At 38.8% G+C, this 17,393-nt stretch carries 13 protein-coding genes and 1 pseudogene; 12 read left to right on the plus strand and 2 right to left on the minus strand.

The window, feature by feature from the left end:
- The first annotated feature begins 59 nt into the window (after positions 1–59).
- Together ACTQ1L_RS06335 and ACTQ1L_RS06340 are read left to right on the plus strand one after the other, a co-directional pair.
- Positions 60–1,331: a 2-hydroxyacyl-CoA dehydratase subunit D gene (locus tag ACTQ1L_RS06335; protein ID WP_441366045.1), complete on the plus strand. Its 1,272-nt coding sequence runs from the start codon at positions 60–62 to the stop codon at positions 1,329–1,331.
- Between the two features lie 72 nt (positions 1,332–1,403).
- Entirely contained in the window at positions 1,404–3,098 is a 1,695-nt protein-coding gene (locus tag ACTQ1L_RS06340) for an acyl-CoA dehydratase activase (RefSeq protein ID WP_441366047.1), read from the plus strand.
- Between the two features lie 46 nt (positions 3,099–3,144).
- Here ACTQ1L_RS06340 and ACTQ1L_RS06345 read toward each other — a convergent pair whose 3' ends face one another.
- Positions 3,145–3,864 (minus strand): 4Fe-4S binding protein, encoded by a 720-nt coding sequence (locus ACTQ1L_RS06345; protein WP_441366048.1) that lies wholly within the window; start codon positions 3,862–3,864, stop codon positions 3,145–3,147.
- A gap of 69 nt (positions 3,865–3,933) precedes the next feature.
- Here ACTQ1L_RS06345 and ACTQ1L_RS06350 point away from each other — a divergent pair, with 69 nt between their 5' ends.
- From ACTQ1L_RS06350 to ACTQ1L_RS06375, 6 genes and pseudogenes are all read left to right on the plus strand, one after another.
- Positions 3,934–4,656, plus strand: coding sequence for a Crp/Fnr family transcriptional regulator (locus ACTQ1L_RS06350; RefSeq protein ID WP_441366049.1), 723 nt, complete (start codon positions 3,934–3,936; stop codon positions 4,654–4,656).
- Positions 4,655–4,834: pseudogene (locus ACTQ1L_RS06355) on the plus strand (carboxymuconolactone decarboxylase family protein); the annotation flags it as partial. The gene ACTQ1L_RS06350 and the pseudogene ACTQ1L_RS06355, both read left to right, overlap by 2 nt.
- A 170-nt stretch (positions 4,835–5,004) precedes the next feature.
- Positions 5,005–7,080, plus strand: coding sequence for an McrB family protein (locus ACTQ1L_RS06360; RefSeq protein ID WP_441366051.1), 2,076 nt, complete (start codon positions 5,005–5,007; stop codon positions 7,078–7,080).
- Positions 7,067–8,392: a 5-methylcytosine restriction system specificity protein McrC gene (locus tag ACTQ1L_RS06365; protein ID WP_441366053.1), complete on the plus strand. Its 1,326-nt coding sequence runs from the start codon at positions 7,067–7,069 to the stop codon at positions 8,390–8,392. The genes ACTQ1L_RS06360 and ACTQ1L_RS06365 overlap by 14 nt, the downstream gene beginning before the upstream one ends.
- A 624-nt stretch (positions 8,393–9,016) precedes the next feature.
- Positions 9,017–10,885: an AAA family ATPase gene (locus ACTQ1L_RS06370; RefSeq protein ID WP_441366054.1), complete on the plus strand. Its 1,869-nt coding sequence runs from the start codon at positions 9,017–9,019 to the stop codon at positions 10,883–10,885.
- Positions 10,886–11,374: 489 nt separating this feature from the next.
- On the plus strand, positions 11,375–12,814 hold the full coding sequence (locus ACTQ1L_RS06375; protein ID WP_441366055.1) for a methyl-accepting chemotaxis protein: 1,440 nt from the start codon (positions 11,375–11,377) through the stop codon (positions 12,812–12,814).
- Between the two features lie 276 nt (positions 12,815–13,090).
- Here the strand turns inward: ACTQ1L_RS06375 and ACTQ1L_RS06380 are convergent, their stop codons facing one another.
- On the minus strand, positions 13,091–15,040 hold the full coding sequence (locus ACTQ1L_RS06380) for a methyl-accepting chemotaxis protein (protein ID WP_441366057.1): 1,950 nt from the start codon (positions 15,038–15,040) through the stop codon (positions 13,091–13,093).
- A gap of 198 nt (positions 15,041–15,238) precedes the next feature.
- On the opposite strand from ACTQ1L_RS06380, the gene ACTQ1L_RS06385 reads away from it, so the two are divergent.
- The 4 genes from ACTQ1L_RS06385 to ACTQ1L_RS06400 all read left to right on the plus strand — a co-directional run.
- On the plus strand, positions 15,239–15,667 hold the full coding sequence (locus tag ACTQ1L_RS06385) for a bacteriohemerythrin (protein WP_321110552.1): 429 nt from the start codon (positions 15,239–15,241) through the stop codon (positions 15,665–15,667).
- Between the two features lie 180 nt (positions 15,668–15,847).
- Positions 15,848–16,012 carry a hypothetical protein gene (locus ACTQ1L_RS06390; RefSeq protein WP_441366058.1) on the plus strand — a complete coding sequence of 55 codons (165 nt, stop codon included), beginning with the start codon at positions 15,848–15,850 and terminating at the stop codon, positions 16,010–16,012.
- Positions 15,993–16,202, plus strand: a complete 210-nt coding sequence (locus tag ACTQ1L_RS06395) for an excisionase (RefSeq protein WP_441366059.1) — start codon at positions 15,993–15,995, stop codon at positions 16,200–16,202. The genes ACTQ1L_RS06390 and ACTQ1L_RS06395 overlap by 20 nt, the downstream gene beginning before the upstream one ends.
- 345 nt (positions 16,203–16,547) lie before the next feature.
- A partial coding sequence (locus ACTQ1L_RS06400) for a transposase (protein ID WP_441366061.1) occupies positions 16,548–17,393 on the plus strand: 846 nt, incomplete at its 3' end.

The following is a 17,393-nucleotide window of genomic DNA, read 5'->3' on the forward strand; positions in this document are numbered from 1 at the left end:
TAGTATAGTGAACCGAATATTTATATATATTTGAATATAGAAAAGAGCTGAAATATCACATGAGTATAGTGGATAGATTTGGAGCAAAAGTAGGCGAGACAGCAGAAAAAGATCCTGTCAGGGCAAGGAAGCTTTTGCTTGCAGGATATAGATTACAGGAAAAGCGATTAGCATTATTTCCGGACAGAAAGCTTCCAATGTCTGGGCAGTATGTGGCAAAGATTGTCATGAATAATATCATACAGGCACTTGCAAAGCCTGAAAATGCCGCCATGGTCAGTATTTTTGTACCGGGTGAGCTTTTGACGGCGGCAGGTCTCACACCATATTCGGTTGAGGCATTATCGTGCTTTATTGCAGGAACTAAATGTGAGCAGGCTTTTCTCAGACAGACCGAGAAGGAAGGCTTTCCGGAAACTATGTGCTCGTATCACAGGGTTTTTCTGGGCGCAGCATTAAATGGTATAGTGCCAAAGCCAAAGTGCATGGTGTATACAAACCTGGCATGCGATGGCAATATGATGACATTTCCGTATCTCAAGGAGAGATATGAAATACCAAGTTTTTATATAGATGTTCCATATGAGAAGAATTATGACTCTGTTATGTATGTAGCAAAGCAGCTTAGGGAGCTTAAGAATTTTTTACAGGATGTCACCGGCAGAGAAATCACAGAGGAGTCTGTGAAAAAGGCTGTGGACAAGAGCAAAATTGCATCAAATAATTATTACAGGCAGCTTCACCTGAGAAAAGGACATGATATTGCGTCAACTCTCACAAATGAGCTGTATGCGCTTTTCATGTGTCATCTGCTTGCAGGAACTGATGAATCAGTCAGATATACACAGCTTCTGAGAGATGATGTGAGACGTGCACCTGCAGGAGATGGCTTTCATGTACTTTGGATGCACACCATGCCGTTTTTGCAGGATGCAGTGAAGGATGTGTTCAATTACAGTGATACAATCCATATCAGTGCAAGCGATTTTATAGCTGATGGTTTCAGAAGCATGGAGTCGGATGATCCTTACGAGGCACTTGCCGAAAAAATGGTTTACTGCATTTATAATGGCAGCGTGAACCAGAGAATAGAGGAGGCAAAGGAGCTTGCCGACACAGTTGGAGCAGACGGTGCTGTACTTTTTGCGCACTGGGGCTGTAAGAATACAATCGGTGCATCAAGCCTTATAAAGCGCTCACTCGAGTGGGAAGGACTTCCAACTATGGTTTTAGACGGAGACGGCTGCAACCCGGCAAATGCCAGTGATGGACAGATTTCCACAAGGCTTCAGGCATTTGTGGAGATGCTTGCAGAGCAGGAACGTAATTAGAAATAATACACCGGTTATTGCGTGCGGTGTGTGGATATTTACTATAAACCAATTTCAGAAAGTGGAAAACAGATGATAAATTATGTTTGTAAATATGCTCCGGTAGAGCTGTTTAAGGGATTTGGACAGGAATGTGCTGTGCTTGAGGAGATGCCGGAGAATTTCGATAAATCAGATAAGATAGCTCATGCAAATCTCTGCGGATTCGGCAAATCAGTCATACAGGCTGTGCTCGAAGGCAAGGTAGAGGAGCTTGTGCTCGTGAACTGCTGTGATTCAATGCGCAGAGTCTATGATATCATAGAGAATACAAAGAAATGCAAATTCCTGTATATGCTTGATCTGCCTCATGAGGATAACGAGTGTGAGAACATAAAATTTGCACAGTCAATTCTGCGTTTGAAGAATGCGTATGAGAGATATTCGCACAGGACATTCGACAGGGAGCTTTTTATAAAGTCATTTGCAAAACCTGAATCTGAGCGCAAGCCATACATAGGTCTTATGGGTGTGCATGTGAGCAGTATTCTTGAGAAGACAATACGTGAAAATATGCAGATGGATGTGGAAAATATGACATGCACATCTGGCAGAAATCTCATTATTTTACAGAAGGATCTTAGAAATATGGATGATGAGACTCTCTTTTTAGCATATGCAGAGAGTCTGCTCGGACAGATGCCGTGTGCCAGAATGAACAATAATACAAGAAGAAACCAGCTCTTTTTAGACCCTAGCCTTAAGGGCATCATATATCACACGATAAAGTTTTGCGATTACTATGGCTTTGAGTATGCAAGCATAAAGAATAATATTAAGGTGCCTCTTTTAAAGCTTGAGACGGATTTTACAAGCCAGAGTGCCGGGCAGCTTCTGACAAGAATACAGGCATTTGCAGAGACAATAGAGGGCTCAGATGACATGGACCCTACAAAAGGCATAAGCGAGGAGGCAAGAAGAAGGATGGAATCAGGAGTCTACTATGTAGCAGGAATTGACAGCGGCTCAACAAGCACAGATGTGGTGATACTGGATCAGGACGGAAAAATTAAATCGACAATGATTATTCCGACAGGTGGCGGTGCTATGATGAGCGCCGAAAAGAGTCTGGAGAAGGCTGTCGAAAAGGCCGGTATATCAAAGGATGATATTGTAAGGATTGTAACAACAGGATATGGTCGTGCATACATCAATAGCGGTTATGACAGCATCACAGAGATTACATGCCATGCAAAGGGCGCGCATTATCTGAATCCCAACGTGCGCACAGTTATTGACATAGGGGGACAGGATATAAAGGCAATCAGTATAGATGAAAATGGTGCGGTCAAAAATTTCCTGATGAATGATAAATGTGCGGCAGGAACCGGACGTTTTCTGGAGATGATGGCAAGGACACTCGGACTTTCACTTGAGGAGATGAGCACTATGGGACTTGAGTGGAAGGAAAACATTGTGATTTCAAGCATGTGTACAGTTTTTGCAGAGTCTGAGGTAGTATCGCTGGTGGCACAGAACAAGGCCGTTTCTGATATTATCCACGGACTAAACATGTCTGTAGCTTCAAAGGTAAGCGCACTTGCAGCAAGGCTTGGGCAGGATAATCCGGGAGAGTATATGATGACCGGCGGAGTGGCAAAGAACAAAGGCATCACAAATGCACTTGAAGAAAAGCTCGGCGCAACGCTGTATATTTGCGATGAGGCACAGCTTTGCGGAGCGCTTGGTGCAGCACTTTTTGCATATGAGAAGTGCAGGGAGGCTTAATAGAGTGGCTATAGCAAACCACCAGTTGAACTGGTGGTTGCTGACTTTACTCCATGATTTTTCCGTCAATACTTATTGTTACAACCTGCCATGGTATGAATTTTCCACTGGCTTGAAGAGCTTTTTTGGCCGCAATCTCCAGGCCGCCACAGCAAGGAACTTCCATTCGGACAATAGTTACACTTTGAATGTTGTTATTTTGAATAATAGCAGTCAGCTTTTCACTATAATCCACCTGATCCAATTTAGGACAACCAATTAAAGTTACCTTGTTTCGAATAAAATCCTGATGAAAGGCGGCATAAGCGTAAGCAGTACAATCAGCTGCGATTAAAAGCTTTGAGTCGTTAAAATATGGTGCATTAACAGGAGCCAGTTTAATCTGTACCGGCCAGTTTTGAAGCTTTGATCCTGAATCTGCGGTTGAAGTGGCTTTTACAGGCTCAGATGTTTCAGTTCGTCTGATCTGCATGATTTTAGATCCAGGACAGCCGGAGTGAGAGGATATTGCCCGGTTTTTGGCAGCTATTTTCTTCTGTGCTTCTTTTACGGCTTCTTCATCATATGCAGGTGCTTCTCTCTCCTCAAATGAGATGGCTCCGGTAGGGCATTCAGGGAGACAATCTCCCAGTCCGTCGCAGAAATGTTCTCTCACCAATTCTGCTTTTCCGTCAATGATATCAATGGCGCCTTCGTGGCAGGCAGATGCACAGGCACCACAGCCGTTACATTTTTCTTTATCAATCTTTATAATCTTTCTTATCATTTTTAACCTCCGTCAATAGTATTTAGCGTTTGTATATGCTAGAATTATAGTATTATAAATACAACTAGTATGTTTGATTTCCAACAGGGAGGAACTATTTTGCAAAAATATTTACCAATCCTAAGAAACAGTCCATTTTTTAAAGGTCTAACTGATAACGAGATATTATCCATTTTGCATTGTGTAAACGCAACAACGATTTCTAAAAAGCGAGATTCTTATATTTTCAGAGCAGGTGATATTACTGAAGTAATGGGGATTGTGGTGTCCGGCTGCGTCCTCATTATTCAAGAAGACATCTGGGGACATCGGAATATTTTGTCAAAATGTCACGCAGGAGATTTTTTTGGTGAGCCGTATGCAGCAAGCCAGAGAGCTGTCTTAAATATCAGTGTGGTAGCAGATGAGGATTGTGAGATTATTCTCTTAAATATCAAAAGACTTCTGATTACCTGTCCAACTGCATGTGAGCATCATCAGAAGCTGATCCGTAATCTGGTCAGTGTCCTGGCAAATAAGATACTGATTCTGAACGATAAGATCACACATGTTGGAAAGCGAACGACGAGAGATAAACTATTATCATATCTGTCGGCAGAATCTATCAGACATTCGTCGTTATCTTTTGATATTCCTTTTGATAGGCAGCAGCTGGCAGATTATCTTTGTATTGATCGTGCAGCAATGTCTACAGAGATATCAAAGTTACAAAAAGAGGGCTTTATAAAAACAAATCGAAATCATTTTGAATTGCAATTGAGTATAATCAAAAAGAAGAACTATACAATTTAGGCAAGCTGTAGAAATGAAGCCAGGTGACTGTATCAATATTCCGGCAGAAGTGAAACACTGGCATGGCGCAGCACCTGATGAATGGTTTTCACATCTGGCAATAGAAGTGCCGGGCGAAAATAGTTCAAATGAATGGCTTGAACCGGTAAGTGATGAAGAATATAGAAAACTAAAATAGGAATCATTGGAATCTGTGGCTGGGGGTGGAATGGCTCTTAATGCAGCTGCACTGGATAGCAACAAGAGGACTATTTTTTGTGTTAGCGCCACTTAATGATTGTGGGTGTCAAAACGCCCGTTTAGTGATATAATAAATTCTATATATTCATTAAACTGGAGGTGCTTATCATGGCAGTCCCAAAAGTTGACGGACAATTTATAGCTGAGGCTATTAAATATATTGATGAGAATGGAGTTCCTTGGCACAATATGAGTACCAAGTATGAGCTTGTATGGGAAAACGGTAATACCTATCCACCAAAGTATGTCATCGCAGTAGCAAATCATTTGCAGAATGGTGCAGAGATAGATGTATCTGGATATAATGCTGTCGAAGCAAAAAACTATCTTACTGCAAAAGGATATGAGATTCAGATTAAGCAGACAAAATACGAGATTACTATAACATCAGAGTCTGTTACCTCTACTGATGATTCATTCACTATGGATAATATTAGTGCAGGAGATATGTTCAAGCCTTTGGATGCATCATTTGTTTCTGCCGATGGAACTGTTATCAAAAGAAAATATGGGAAAGGTGAGAGACGGAATACAAACCAAACTTTACCACGTATTGCGTTTCAAATTTATGAAAAACAGATTGCAGCTTTGCCAGTAGAAGAAAAAGAACAGTTTCCAATTTGTCAATACGCTCCAGATAAGGAAATGATTCGTGGAATTTATTACAGCAAGGAAGAAGCAAAAGCACACAATATAAATCCGTTCAATACAATGTCGTATGATTATGATGATGGCAGACAGTTTGTAATTTATTCATGGAATATCTTTACAACTCTTAGATTTGTTCAGGAGTGTTTGATACGTTTCGGTAATCCGGGAGATTCCTTCAAATTAGTTTATCGTGAGAAGGACGAGAAGGAAAATGCAGAGGAAAAGGCAGCAGTTGTAGAGGAAGTAAAACCAGCAGAATTTAATGGATATCTGAATCCATATTCTACTATGCTTGTGGAATCTAAGAACATTATATTCCGAGGCGCTCCAGGAACTGGAAAGACTTATCTTGCAAAAGAAATTGCTGCTGACATTATTAGCAATGGCTATTTTGATGATTATACGATGCTCACAGATGAGCAAAAGCAACAGGTAGAGTTTGTCCAATTTCACCCAAGTTATGACTATTCGGATTTTGTAGAAGGACTCCGTCCAAAGACGAATGAAGATGGTTCTATGGGGTTTGAATTGCAGGATGGCGTGTTTAAGAAATTCGTGGATAAGGCTAGAAGAAACTATGAGAATTCTAAAAAGTCCACAGAGGTCATTGCAAATGAATTATCTGTTCAAGAAGCAATGAAAGAGTTCTTTGATGATGTGGACACAGGAAATAACACATTCAAGACCAAAACGGGTACAGAATTTACAATCACAGATGTCGATGATGAGCATATTTATCTTTCAATACCACAAAATGCATCCATCAACAGTATCCGATTGAATATTTCTGAAATTAGACAGATGTTAGAGTCTGGAAGAGAATTTAACAAATTAAAAGATATTACGGAATTTTTCAATATCAATTTTACACAGCAGAGATATTCCTACAACCTTGTTATTTTTAACGAGATCCAGAAAAAGAAAAAGACTGCAAAGATTATAAGACAGGAAGAGTTGAAGAAATATGTATTCATCATTGATGAGATAAATCGTGGTGAGATATCTAAGATTTTCGGAGAGTTGTTCTTTGCTGTTGATCCAGGATACAGAGGTGTGGCAGGAGAGGTTTCCACCCAGTATGCAAACCTTCATGCTGATAGCAATGAAAAATTCTATATTCCAGATAATGTTTATATCATTGGTACGATGAATGATATTGACAGATCTGTAGACAGCTTTGATTTCGCTATGAGACGAAGATTCCGTTTTGTGGAGCTTCGTGCAGATGAGCGCCTTGAGATGCTTGCTAACTTGAACAACGAAGAGAAAGAGGCTGAGGCAATTGCCAGAATGTCAGCTTTGAATGTGGAAATTGCAGCAACAGAAGGTTTGAATGAAAACTATCAGATTGGTGCATCCTATTTCTTGAAGCTGAAGAATATTGACTTTGACCAGTTATGGTCAGATTACCTACATCCGTTGTTACAGGAATACATAAACGGTATGTATGATGAAGAAGGTATTATGGAGCGATTTAAGAAAGCATATAACCAAGGAAAGTCGGATGGAGCTGATGTAGATGAGTCGAATTAAAATAAAAGATAATTCGAGAATACCTAAGGAGTCATTGTCTGGCATATCACTTCTGACAAGCAAAATTGCAGATAAAACTTTGGAGCAGTTGGAGAATGAAGGGATATTTGTATTCCCGGAAATTCTTAGAGAGGCAGATGATATCACAAAAGACCAGATGATTTTACAGAGTGTAAACAATTATTATTTGTCGAGCAATGTCATGGGCTTCATGGGACTTGGAGATGAGAAACTCATAGTTGAATCAAGATTTAGTGGTAATGGGCGGGATTTCCTGTTTCAATATTTGCTTGAGAGAGTATTTGATGTCCCGAATATTGTAGATTTGGAAACAGATGCGAACAATGATGATCGTGTTTTCAATCTGCTTGTTTTTATCTTCCCACATTACTTAAAGAGTGCCATGCGTAAGGGTGTCTTTAAGACTTATGTGAGAAAAACATACAATGACAGCAATGTTAAGGGAACGATAGATATAGCGAGACACATTGTTAAGAATACACCGTTTGTTGGTAATGTAGCATATTCGCAGAGGGAGTATTCCTTTGATAATGATTTGATGGAATTAATCCGTCATACGGTGGAGTTTATCAGACACAAGCCATACGGACATAAACTGCTTGCACAGGCTAAGAATGAGGTCAAGGATGTTGTAGCAGCCACTCCTAACTACGAGATGTGTAACCGACAGAAGATTATTGATGCAAATAAGATCAATACCATTAGACACGCATATTACCGAGAATATTGTGAACTGCAGAACTTGTGTCTACTTATCTTACAGCATCAGAAACATCAGATTGGAATGGGAAGCAAGAAGGTATATGGATTGCTTTTTGATGGCGCATGGCTCTGGGAAGAGTATATGAATTCGATTGTGGGCGAGATTTTCTATCATCCGATGAACAAAGCTACAAAAGGTTCTCAGCGTTTGTTTGACCATAATCGCGGACTTATCTACCCAGACTTCATCAGCAGAGACTCAGAGGCACGAGTGATTGCAGATGCGAAGTACAAACCGATTGATAATATTGGAAACAAGGACTATCTGCAAGTATTGGCATATATGTTCCGATTTGATGCCAAGAAAGGGTTTTATTTTTATCCTGAAATGGGAGAGGAAGAAGATGCTGTTATGTGGCTCAACCGTGGTTCGACTTATGAGAAGAATGTAGAGGCTCGAGAGGATATTTGTCTCATCAAGCACGGATTTCAGATTCCGACCGGGATAGATGTATATAGTGCTTTCACAGAGCAGATGCGATGTAATGAAATCAAATTCCTTGAAGGAATTTTAACGTCCGTGAAATAGGAAAAATATACCTTTTAACGATACACCACCTCGGTTTAGAAAACTCCAAAGGGGATAATCGGCACTTAAAATGTAACTTTTATAATAGAAGAAACAAGTCGGCAAAATGCCCCCAAAACACCACAAAACATGGCATTTCTCGGCTTTTTATGATAGGAGATTTTTATGATACGAGTACTTTTCATCTGCCACGGCAGATTATGTCGTTTCTTCTAGAAAGCCAGTAATAGCAAGGGCTTGCGGGTATGCGAGGTTAAAAAATAACACAAAAATAACACAAAAATAACACTCTTGCGGGGATGGGAGAGGCTTATTAGAAGCTAAAACTGTAGGGGTGGACATGGAACTTGAAGACAAGGAAAATGGGGATGTGATAGAGGGAGAGGATCAGCTGGGCTGGTCCTTTTTCAGTGGAGTTAAACTTGTCTGAGTAATATGCTACAAACAAGTTTGTGGACTGAAAAAAACAAAATAAAAGTGCCGAAAAATACAAGACGCAAAACATTAAGCAAACGCAATAATTAAACGCAAAATATCGAATTGATTTGACTTTTTGCGTTTTACTGAGGTATAATTTGCGTAAGATGAGGAATAATATTGCGAATGACAGGAGCTGATATATATATGAAAACTTGTAAAGAAAAGGCTTTAGAGTGGAATGTTTCTCCACGTTCCGTAAATGATATGTGCAAAAAAGGAAGAATACAGGGTGCAATAAAAGAAAAAGGATCTTGGTTAATTCCAGACGACTCTCCAAAGCCAATGGATGGAAGAGTGTCTAATGGAAAATACATCAAGAAAAATATGGTTGCGAAAGCAGAAGTTAAATCATTACCAATCGGCATCTCTGACTATGTTCGTGCGCAGGAAGAATATTACTATGTCGACAAGACGTTATTAATCAAAGAATTCTTGGATCAAAAGCCATTGGTATCTTTGTTTACGAGACCAAGGAGATTCGGAAAGACCTTGAATATGGATATGCTCAGAGTGTTCTTTGAAATATCAGATAAGAATACTAGTAAGTATTTTGCCGATAAAAATATTTGGCAATGTGGAGAAGAGTATCGTTCACATCAAGGAAAATATCCAGTCATATTCTTAACTTTTAAGGATGTTAAATTTGATACTTGGGACGCAACAATAGATAAAATAAGGGGACTACTTCAAGAAGAGTATGGAAGACATCAAGAGCTACTAAATAGTGATAAGCTCTCACAATATGAGAAGGAGTATTTTACAAAGATTATTAGCGCTACAGCTAATGAAGTGGAGCTTACTTCTTCGCTAGAAAGACTATCTAAAATGCTTGCTTCACATTATGATAAGGCTCCAGTAATCATTATTGATGAATATGATACTCCGATTCAAGAGGGATACTCTAAGGATTTCTACGATGAAATTATTGGATTCATGAGAAATTTCTTTTCAGGAGCATTTAAGGATAATAAGAATTTATCCTATGGTTTCCTAACAGGAATTTTGCGTATTGCTCAGGAACGTATCTTTAGTGGTCTAAATAATTTAACAGTGAACTCCGTAATGGATGAAGAATACGATAGCTTTTTTGGATTTACAGAATCTGAAGTGAAAGCAATGCTCAGTTACTATGGAGTATCAGATAAAGAGGAGGAACTTAAAGACTGGTACGATGGATATTTGTTTGGTAGCGAAGAAATATATAATCCATGGTCTGTAATCAACTATATTTCCAAGGGATGCCTTCCTCAAGCATATTGGGTAAATACAGGAAAAAATGAAATCCTTGATGATGTACTAAGAGTGGCTACAGATGATATTACAGAAAGATTATATGACCTTTTGCAAGGAGAAAGAGTAGTTGCAAGAATTGATCAAAATGTGGTGTATAGATCGCTTGCGGAGGATCCAGCAAATATTTATAGCTTATTGTTGGTTGCTGGCTATTTGAAAACTCCTAAAAAGGAACTGCAAGCAGATGGTTCATATTTATGTGAAGTATCAATTCCAAATAGAGAGATTGCAGTTGTATATAAGAGTGAAATCTTGTCACATTTCTTGCAAACTGGAGCAATTACAAGGACTACAGCAAATAAGATTGCAGAAAGTCTTTATGCCAATGATTACAAGAAGTTGCAGAGCGCTATTGGGGAATATATGGATAAATCAATTAGCTTCTTCGATGGTGGAGCTGAAGGATTTTATCATGGTTTGATGCTAGGATTAATAGCATTAATGGATAATCAGTATAAGATTAAATCGAACCGAGAATCTGGAGATGGCAGATTTGATGTTTCTTTAATTCCAAGAGAAAAAAGGTATCCTGGTATTATTTTGGAATTAAAGTGGAAAGAAAAATTAAGCGATGTTGAGCTTGAAAAATGGTCTAATGAAGCATTAAAGCAAATTGGTGAGTTGCGATACGATTCTGAAATGAAAGAGGATGGAATTACGGAAATCTTGAAGTTTGGAATTGCTTTTTCGGGGAAGAAAGTATGTGTAAGAACTGAGTAGAACAAGAATTTAGTGCAAAGGAGGCGATAGTATGTTTCCAACAATTAATAAAAAAGAAACAGGTGTTAATCTTCGAAGAATTATGGATATGAGAGGAGTAAAACCAAAAGATATTCAAGATGCTGTCATTTGCTGATTACGGGACAAATCATAAGCTTATAGCAGCGCGCGATGTTGCAGACGCTTCTGCCATAATAGGTATGCGACAGTATTTCCACAGTGCTATGTAGCGGTGGCAGACCGAATACCTACTTTCACAAAAAAGACCTTAATTGTTGATGTTTTAAAAGCAAGTTGCAGATTTATTATTAATAATCAGCAACATAAAAAAGTATATGATGTGCTGATGGATTTAGATCCTAATATAGCAAAGTTAAAAAGTCAGTTTTTGATAGATTTATTGAAAAAATTTGAAAATATTATTGAAATATGTTACAAAAGGGACTAAAATGTATATGACGAAAGTACCGATACACGGAGGCGAGAAAAATGATTTTTGGTGGATATAAAAACAAAATAAATAACATGCTGTCAAGTCTGGCAAAGCTTGAGGACATGCAGTATGAACCACAGAATAAAGAGCTAAATGATATTCATAAAAGACTCGTAGAAGGAAGAAAAGAATTTGAACAGGTTGCAACTAATACACTTGACTCAGTAATACAGATGAGTGTAATCGATGCCACAGTCAAGATGAATATTGACAAAATTGCAACAATTAATGAATCATTATCAAATGAAGTGGAGGATATTAGTGAATCTGCTGCATCTACTTCAGAAATTGCATCAGAGATGTCAAAAGCACATGAGAATCTGACTTCGACAATTATTGAGGTATCTGAGGAGGCTAATCAGGTTGTGGTAGAAATAGACAATTGCGAACAAAAGCTTAATGATATAAATGAGATATCGGGTTCTGCGATTAAAGCATCAAGAGAAGTAAAAGCAGAGATTGATAATCTGCAGGAAGTTGTAGCACATATGAATGAAGTTATTGATGGAATAAATGCAATTTCTAACCAGACGAATCTTCTTGCTCTTAATGCATCAATAGAAGCTGCGCGTGCAGGGGAAGTTGGAAAAGGATTTGCTGTAGTAGCGGAGGAAATCAGACAGCTTGCAGACCAGACCAAAAGCCTTACAGCAAACATGGGTGATTTCCTTCAGAGTATAGCTGATGCATCTAGAAAGAGTTCTGTCACTGTGGATGTGAATGTAGAAGAGATGAATAACATCAACGAACGAATTCAGGATGTATATAAGATAACTGCTGATAACAGAAAGAGCATGGATACCATTAATGATTCCATCTCATCGCTTGCCGCTGTCAGCGAAGAAATCAGCAGTTCAATGAATGAGCTTGATAATCAGATGGGAAATGTGGACGAGAAGTGCAATATTTTAAAAGAAAATATTTCGCTTCTTGAGGTATCTAGTCAGGCAATTAATGATATAGTTGAACCAGCAGTAAAGGTTGAAGAGCATCTCGATCAGTCAATGTCAGTGATCAGTGAAATGGGACTTGATGCATTCTATATGCTTGATAATCAGATTGTAGTTAACTACTTAGAACGGGCAGCTGGTGAGCATATAAAATGGGCTGAGAAATTCCGTACAATAGTAGAGAGCGGACAAATGATGGTATTACAGACTGATTTTAGAAAATGTACACTTGGTCATCTACATTATTCATTCAGACCAACTCATGCTGAAGTAAAAAGAATGTGGGAAGAAATTGAAGTTTATCATGAGAAGTTCCATGGATATGGAGCAAAGCTTATGCAGCTTGCCAAGACAGGAAGGCTTGATGAGGGGGTTGCGATGATAAGCGAAGTAGATAAATGTAATGAGCAGATTCAAAAGAAAGAAAAAGAACTTGTTGCGTTAATACAAAGTCTATCAAATCAGGGAATAAGAATCTTTGAATAAAGAGAAAAAGCAGGACACTGATACAAATTGTGTCCTGTTTTTTATATAGGAAAGTTCTTCTTTCCTATATATTAAAACGCTCCGCGGGGATGCGATGCGTGTGGAGCCTGTTGAAAAATTGTTTCTCATAAATATATATGCTTGGCTTATATTTGGGTTAGCGTAGGCAGCCCTAATAAACTTAATCCTCAAAATCACTTATTTTTTGTTATGAAAAACCACGAGGGTAGCTCTCGCAAGAACCACCCACAAGCTTGAAATCAAATAAATAGCAATTTATAACTGGAACTTCTTGACTACAGAATCCAAAGTATCAGCGATATTCTGTTGATTCTCTGACATTTCTGAAATTTCATTGACAGTGTTGGAAACTGTATCCACCCTATCCAAAATAGAGGAACTAATTTCGGAGGTTGTCTGAGACGACTCGGCGATATTTTGAATGGCCTCTGTAACCTCATTCATAATATGACGGATATCGTTTGCCATGCTTGTAACCTTCTCAGATACTTCTGCGAAGAACACTGCATCGTTACCATACTGGTTGGCTGTTTCAACAAACTTATTATAGTCAGGATTAACGGTTTCACGCATGAAAGACAGTAAGTCCTGAGAGTCATCACTGAGATGCTGGAATGCATTTTGAACCTGTCCGATTGTTTCCTGGATGCGGCCAACAGCATTAGACGTTTCTCCGGCAAGCTTGCCGATTTCATCTGCAACTACAGCGAAGCCCTTGCCCTGTTCACCAGCGCGGGCAGCTTCGATAGAAGCATTAAGTGAAAGTAAGTTAATTTCCTCGGCAATTTCTGCAATTACATTTGCAAGCTCGCCAATATTTTCGACAACCTTAGCATTTTCTATACTTTCATGCAATTTGCTTTCAAATTGAGTTGAAAGTTCAGTTGCAGATGCATACGAAGCACGACTGGCTTTCTCAATAGAAACAGCACGCTGTCTAATATCGTTGCTAAGATTTAAGCTTTCATCAGTTTCGGAAGCAAGAAGCACTACAGAAGCATTTACCTCCTCAACGGAAGCGTTTACTTCCTCGGTGGCTGCGCTTGTAGAACTCATGGCATCGTTAATCTGAACCATGTTATCGTGAATTTCAGTAAATTCATTGAGAAGCATATCAGAAGCATCTCTTAATTTTGCGCTGGCGCTCATAATATCAGTAGAGTGATCTGAAATATTGGAAATGATATCTCTGTTATTTCCGAACATTTCATTGAGCGAATCACCCATTTTTCCAAGCTCGTCTTTTGTAGATACCTGAAGAGAATCAACTGTGAAATCTCCAGAAGCAAGTGTCTGGGCAAATACCTGTACCTTTTGTATGCTCTTGGCAATAGAAGAAACCTGAAGAGATACAATAACGAGACAGCAGAGTAAACCGACAATTGCTGCAACAAAAAGTTTGATAACCATAGAAAGAGTAGGTGAAAAAAGCTCAGCTTTAGGTACCAGAATAATAAGCTTCCAGTTTGTTGCATCAATTCTTCCATAATATGCATTACATGTAACGCCGGCTTCGTTGTTGGCGCTGGTAGTTCCTACTTCGTTTCCCAGAACTTCTGAGCTTATAGCTGCCATTGATGTGTTTGTGTCATCAGCAATGTTAACGGCTCCCTGGATTTTGTCTTCACTGACACCGGCCAGATATATACCATCTTCATTGACAAGGACAGCAGAGCCAGCTTCACCTACAACCATGGAATAAATCATATCTGTTATTTTTGAAAGTATTATGTCAACGGAAACACATCCTATAAATTTGCCATCGGCAATGATAGGTGCTGTACATGTAGACATAATAGTGTCTGATGTAGGATCATAGTAAGGATCTGTGATTACAGGTTCAGTTGAGGATTCTGCAATAGTGTAATATTCCTGAGAAACATAATCATATTCAGCATTGCTGTAATCATATGTAACAACTGTTGAGCTTCCATCTTTATAAACATATGGACCAACGTATTTTTCATTAGAATCATAAGCATATGGTGCAAACCAAATACCGCTTCCGCTTACTATATCTTTCTGGGTGATAACATTGGTCAGCATTTTCTCATAATCTGAAAGCACCAGGGTCTTATATGAGGAGGCAACTGTACTTGAAAGAGTAGTTGCAGTTGCTTTAACAGCTTCAAGCTCCTGATTGATGCTGCCTGTTTCTGCGTCCAGTGTTGCAGTCATACTTTCCTGAACCTTAGTATTTACCATATTAAGGCATTATACTGCGGCAATAAGTGTCAGTGCTATAAGTACTACCGCAATTACAGGAAGTATTGATACAAGCATTTTGGTTTTAATCTTTTTAAATTTCATAAATATAATCCGCCTTTCGCAGAAAGGCGGATTATATTTATGAATTTGTCAGGGTATATACAAAAAGCATAATTCATTAGGGAGGAATTACATATGGAATTAGAATTTACAGATGAACTTAGAACAAGTAATGAATTAATTGACACACAGCATGAAGAACTCATTAATAGAATTGCTGCTTTTGTCCAGAGCTGTGAGGCAGGAGAACAAAACAAGGTAAAAGCTATAAAAATGATGGATTATATGGCTGAGTATACAGAATTCCACTTCGGTGAGGAAGAGAAACTCATGGAGTCTGTGAATTATCCTGAGATTGAGAAGCATAAGGAAAAACACAAAGAGTTTGTAAAGACAGTTGCAGATTTGGAAAATATGTTAGAGGAATCAGAGGGACCAACTGACGCATTCGTGGAGCAGGTTAAGGCTAAGGTGGTTGATTGGATTTTGTATCATATTAAGACATTTGATCGTTCAATAGCTGAGTATATAACAATGCAGAATAATCCACAGTATTATAATTAGTGAGTAAGTGAATACACCCTAAGGCAGCAGAGTGAAACGGACATCGTCTGCCTTAGGGTATTTTTCTATAAAAATGGGGAACAAAGATGTATGGAGGATAGAGTGTTATGGTTAGAGCAAAAAAGCTGATAGAGCTATATAATCGATTTGCAGATAATTATGCAAAGGAGGTCCAATGCTATGGCAGTACATCACGGCGGAAAAGCTGGTAAAACTCTTGCTTCGAAGTCATCTTCAAAACCGGCAAAGAGTAAAGCTGGAACAACATTAGCAAATCATAAAGTTAAAAAGGATAACGATACAAAAGAAAGGATTTTTGTATCGTATGGATATAGAAAAAGATAATTTAGCAATTAATGAAAAATATAATCTCACCATTAAAGAAGCAGTAAAGTACTTCAACATAGGTGAGAAAAATCTCCGAAGGTTGGTGTCGGACAATCCAAATGCAGACTACATACTTATGGTAGGAAATATGATACTTATTAAACGTAAGATATTCGAGCAGTTTATTGATGAGACAGGCTCTATATAAAAGGGGTCAATCATTTTTCTTATGGGTTTAGCCCCAAATGTTTTAGGTTATCGTCATCCTGCCGCCATCCTTGACAGGTCAAAAAATAAATGCTGTGGGTTAATCACCGACGGCGAAGAACTCAAGAACAATCAGTTATGTTTCTCCGTCGATACAACAGTGTTGCATTTATTTTTTGACCTGTCAAGGACATGCCCTCGTACCTCGGGTGGCTGGATTCCTCCTCTGGCTCTGATGCCTAAGAACAATCGTAGTGTATTATTTTTAGTTGCATAGAAAAGGACCTTCCGTTATGATTGAATTGCATCTTGCCGGATGTAACAACCCAATCAAGGAGGTCCTCAATTGAATTATATACTATCTGAAGCCAATGGACAATTAAAGTTTGACTTTTCTGATACATTTTTGATGATTCCATCCTGTTTACCGGGATTTACTAATTCTAACACAGAGACAGTAACTACAAAATCCGGTAAATCTGCTTTCTGTTTCAAGGGGACACTGGATCTTCCAGAGTCAGAACGAGTATGCACCTGCGGATGCCGCATGCAGAAGAATGATTCAACCAGTATTACTCTGCGTCATCTTCCTTTTGGCGGCAGCTATACGGTGTTAAATTTTGATAAGGTTCAGCTCTTCTGCCCTAAATGTAAGGCTACGAAGATGCAGTATGTTTCTTTTGCTGCACCAGGTCATCGTATGACTGCTGAATTATACAATTATGCCAGAGACCTTCTTGCGCGTGGCACATATACGCTGAAAGAGGTTGCCGAGCTTACCGGTCTTGGCAAGAATACCGTCAAGGACATCGATCTTCAGCGCCTGAAAGAGAAATACACCATTGACGGTGAGAAGCTTGCCAAACCTGAAAAACAGGCTGTTTTCCTGGGCATTGATGAGTTTAAGCTTCATAATGGCCACAAATATGCGACACACATCACAGATCTGCATACCGGGCATATCCTCTGGATCCAGGCCGGGAAAAAGAAGCAGGTAGTCTATGATTTTATAGACTTTGTAGGTCTGGACTGGATGAAAGAAGTCAAGGCTGTTGCATGTGACATGAATTCTGATTTTCAAGAAGCATTTCTTGAAAAATGTCCTCATCTTAAGATTGTATTTGACCATTTTCATATCATCAAAAATTTCAATGAAAAGGTTGTTGCTCCTGTCAGAATTGCTGAGCAAAAA

The sequence above is a fragment of the Agathobacter sp. LCP21S3_B2 genome (genome assembly GCF_052118705.1).
In the GTDB taxonomy this organism is placed as follows: Bacteria; Bacillota; Clostridia; order Lachnospirales; family Lachnospiraceae; genus Roseburia.

What these genes read in the sequence shown, in the direction of transcription:
- ACTQ1L_RS06335 (WP_441366045.1), top strand. Translation starts at nt 60, where the DNA reads ATGAGTATAGTGGATAGATTTGGAGCAAAAGTAGGCGAGACAGCAGAA.
- ACTQ1L_RS06340 (WP_441366047.1), top strand. Translation starts at nt 1,404, where the DNA reads ATGATAAATTATGTTTGTAAATATGCTCCGGTAGAGCTGTTTAAGGGA.
- ACTQ1L_RS06345 (WP_441366048.1), bottom strand. Translation starts at nt 3,864, where the DNA reads ATGATAAGAAAGATTATAAAGATTGATAAAGAAAAATGTAACGGCTGT.
- ACTQ1L_RS06350 (WP_441366049.1), top strand. Translation starts at nt 3,934, where the DNA reads ATGTTTGATTTCCAACAGGGAGGAACTATTTTGCAAAAATATTTACCA.
- ACTQ1L_RS06360 (WP_441366051.1), top strand. Translation starts at nt 5,005, where the DNA reads ATGGCAGTCCCAAAAGTTGACGGACAATTTATAGCTGAGGCTATTAAA.
- ACTQ1L_RS06365 (WP_441366053.1), top strand. Translation starts at nt 7,067, where the DNA reads ATGAGTCGAATTAAAATAAAAGATAATTCGAGAATACCTAAGGAGTCA.
- ACTQ1L_RS06370 (WP_441366054.1), top strand. Translation starts at nt 9,017, where the DNA reads ATGAAAACTTGTAAAGAAAAGGCTTTAGAGTGGAATGTTTCTCCACGT.
- ACTQ1L_RS06375 (WP_441366055.1), top strand. Translation starts at nt 11,375, where the DNA reads ATGATTTTTGGTGGATATAAAAACAAAATAAATAACATGCTGTCAAGT.
- ACTQ1L_RS06380 (WP_441366057.1), bottom strand. Translation starts at nt 15,040, where the DNA reads ATGGTAAATACTAAGGTTCAGGAAAGTATGACTGCAACACTGGACGCA.
- ACTQ1L_RS06385 (WP_321110552.1), top strand. Translation starts at nt 15,239, where the DNA reads ATGGAATTAGAATTTACAGATGAACTTAGAACAAGTAATGAATTAATT.
- ACTQ1L_RS06390 (WP_441366058.1), top strand. Translation starts at nt 15,848, where the DNA reads ATGGCAGTACATCACGGCGGAAAAGCTGGTAAAACTCTTGCTTCGAAG.
- ACTQ1L_RS06395 (WP_441366059.1), top strand. Translation starts at nt 15,993, where the DNA reads ATGGATATAGAAAAAGATAATTTAGCAATTAATGAAAAATATAATCTC.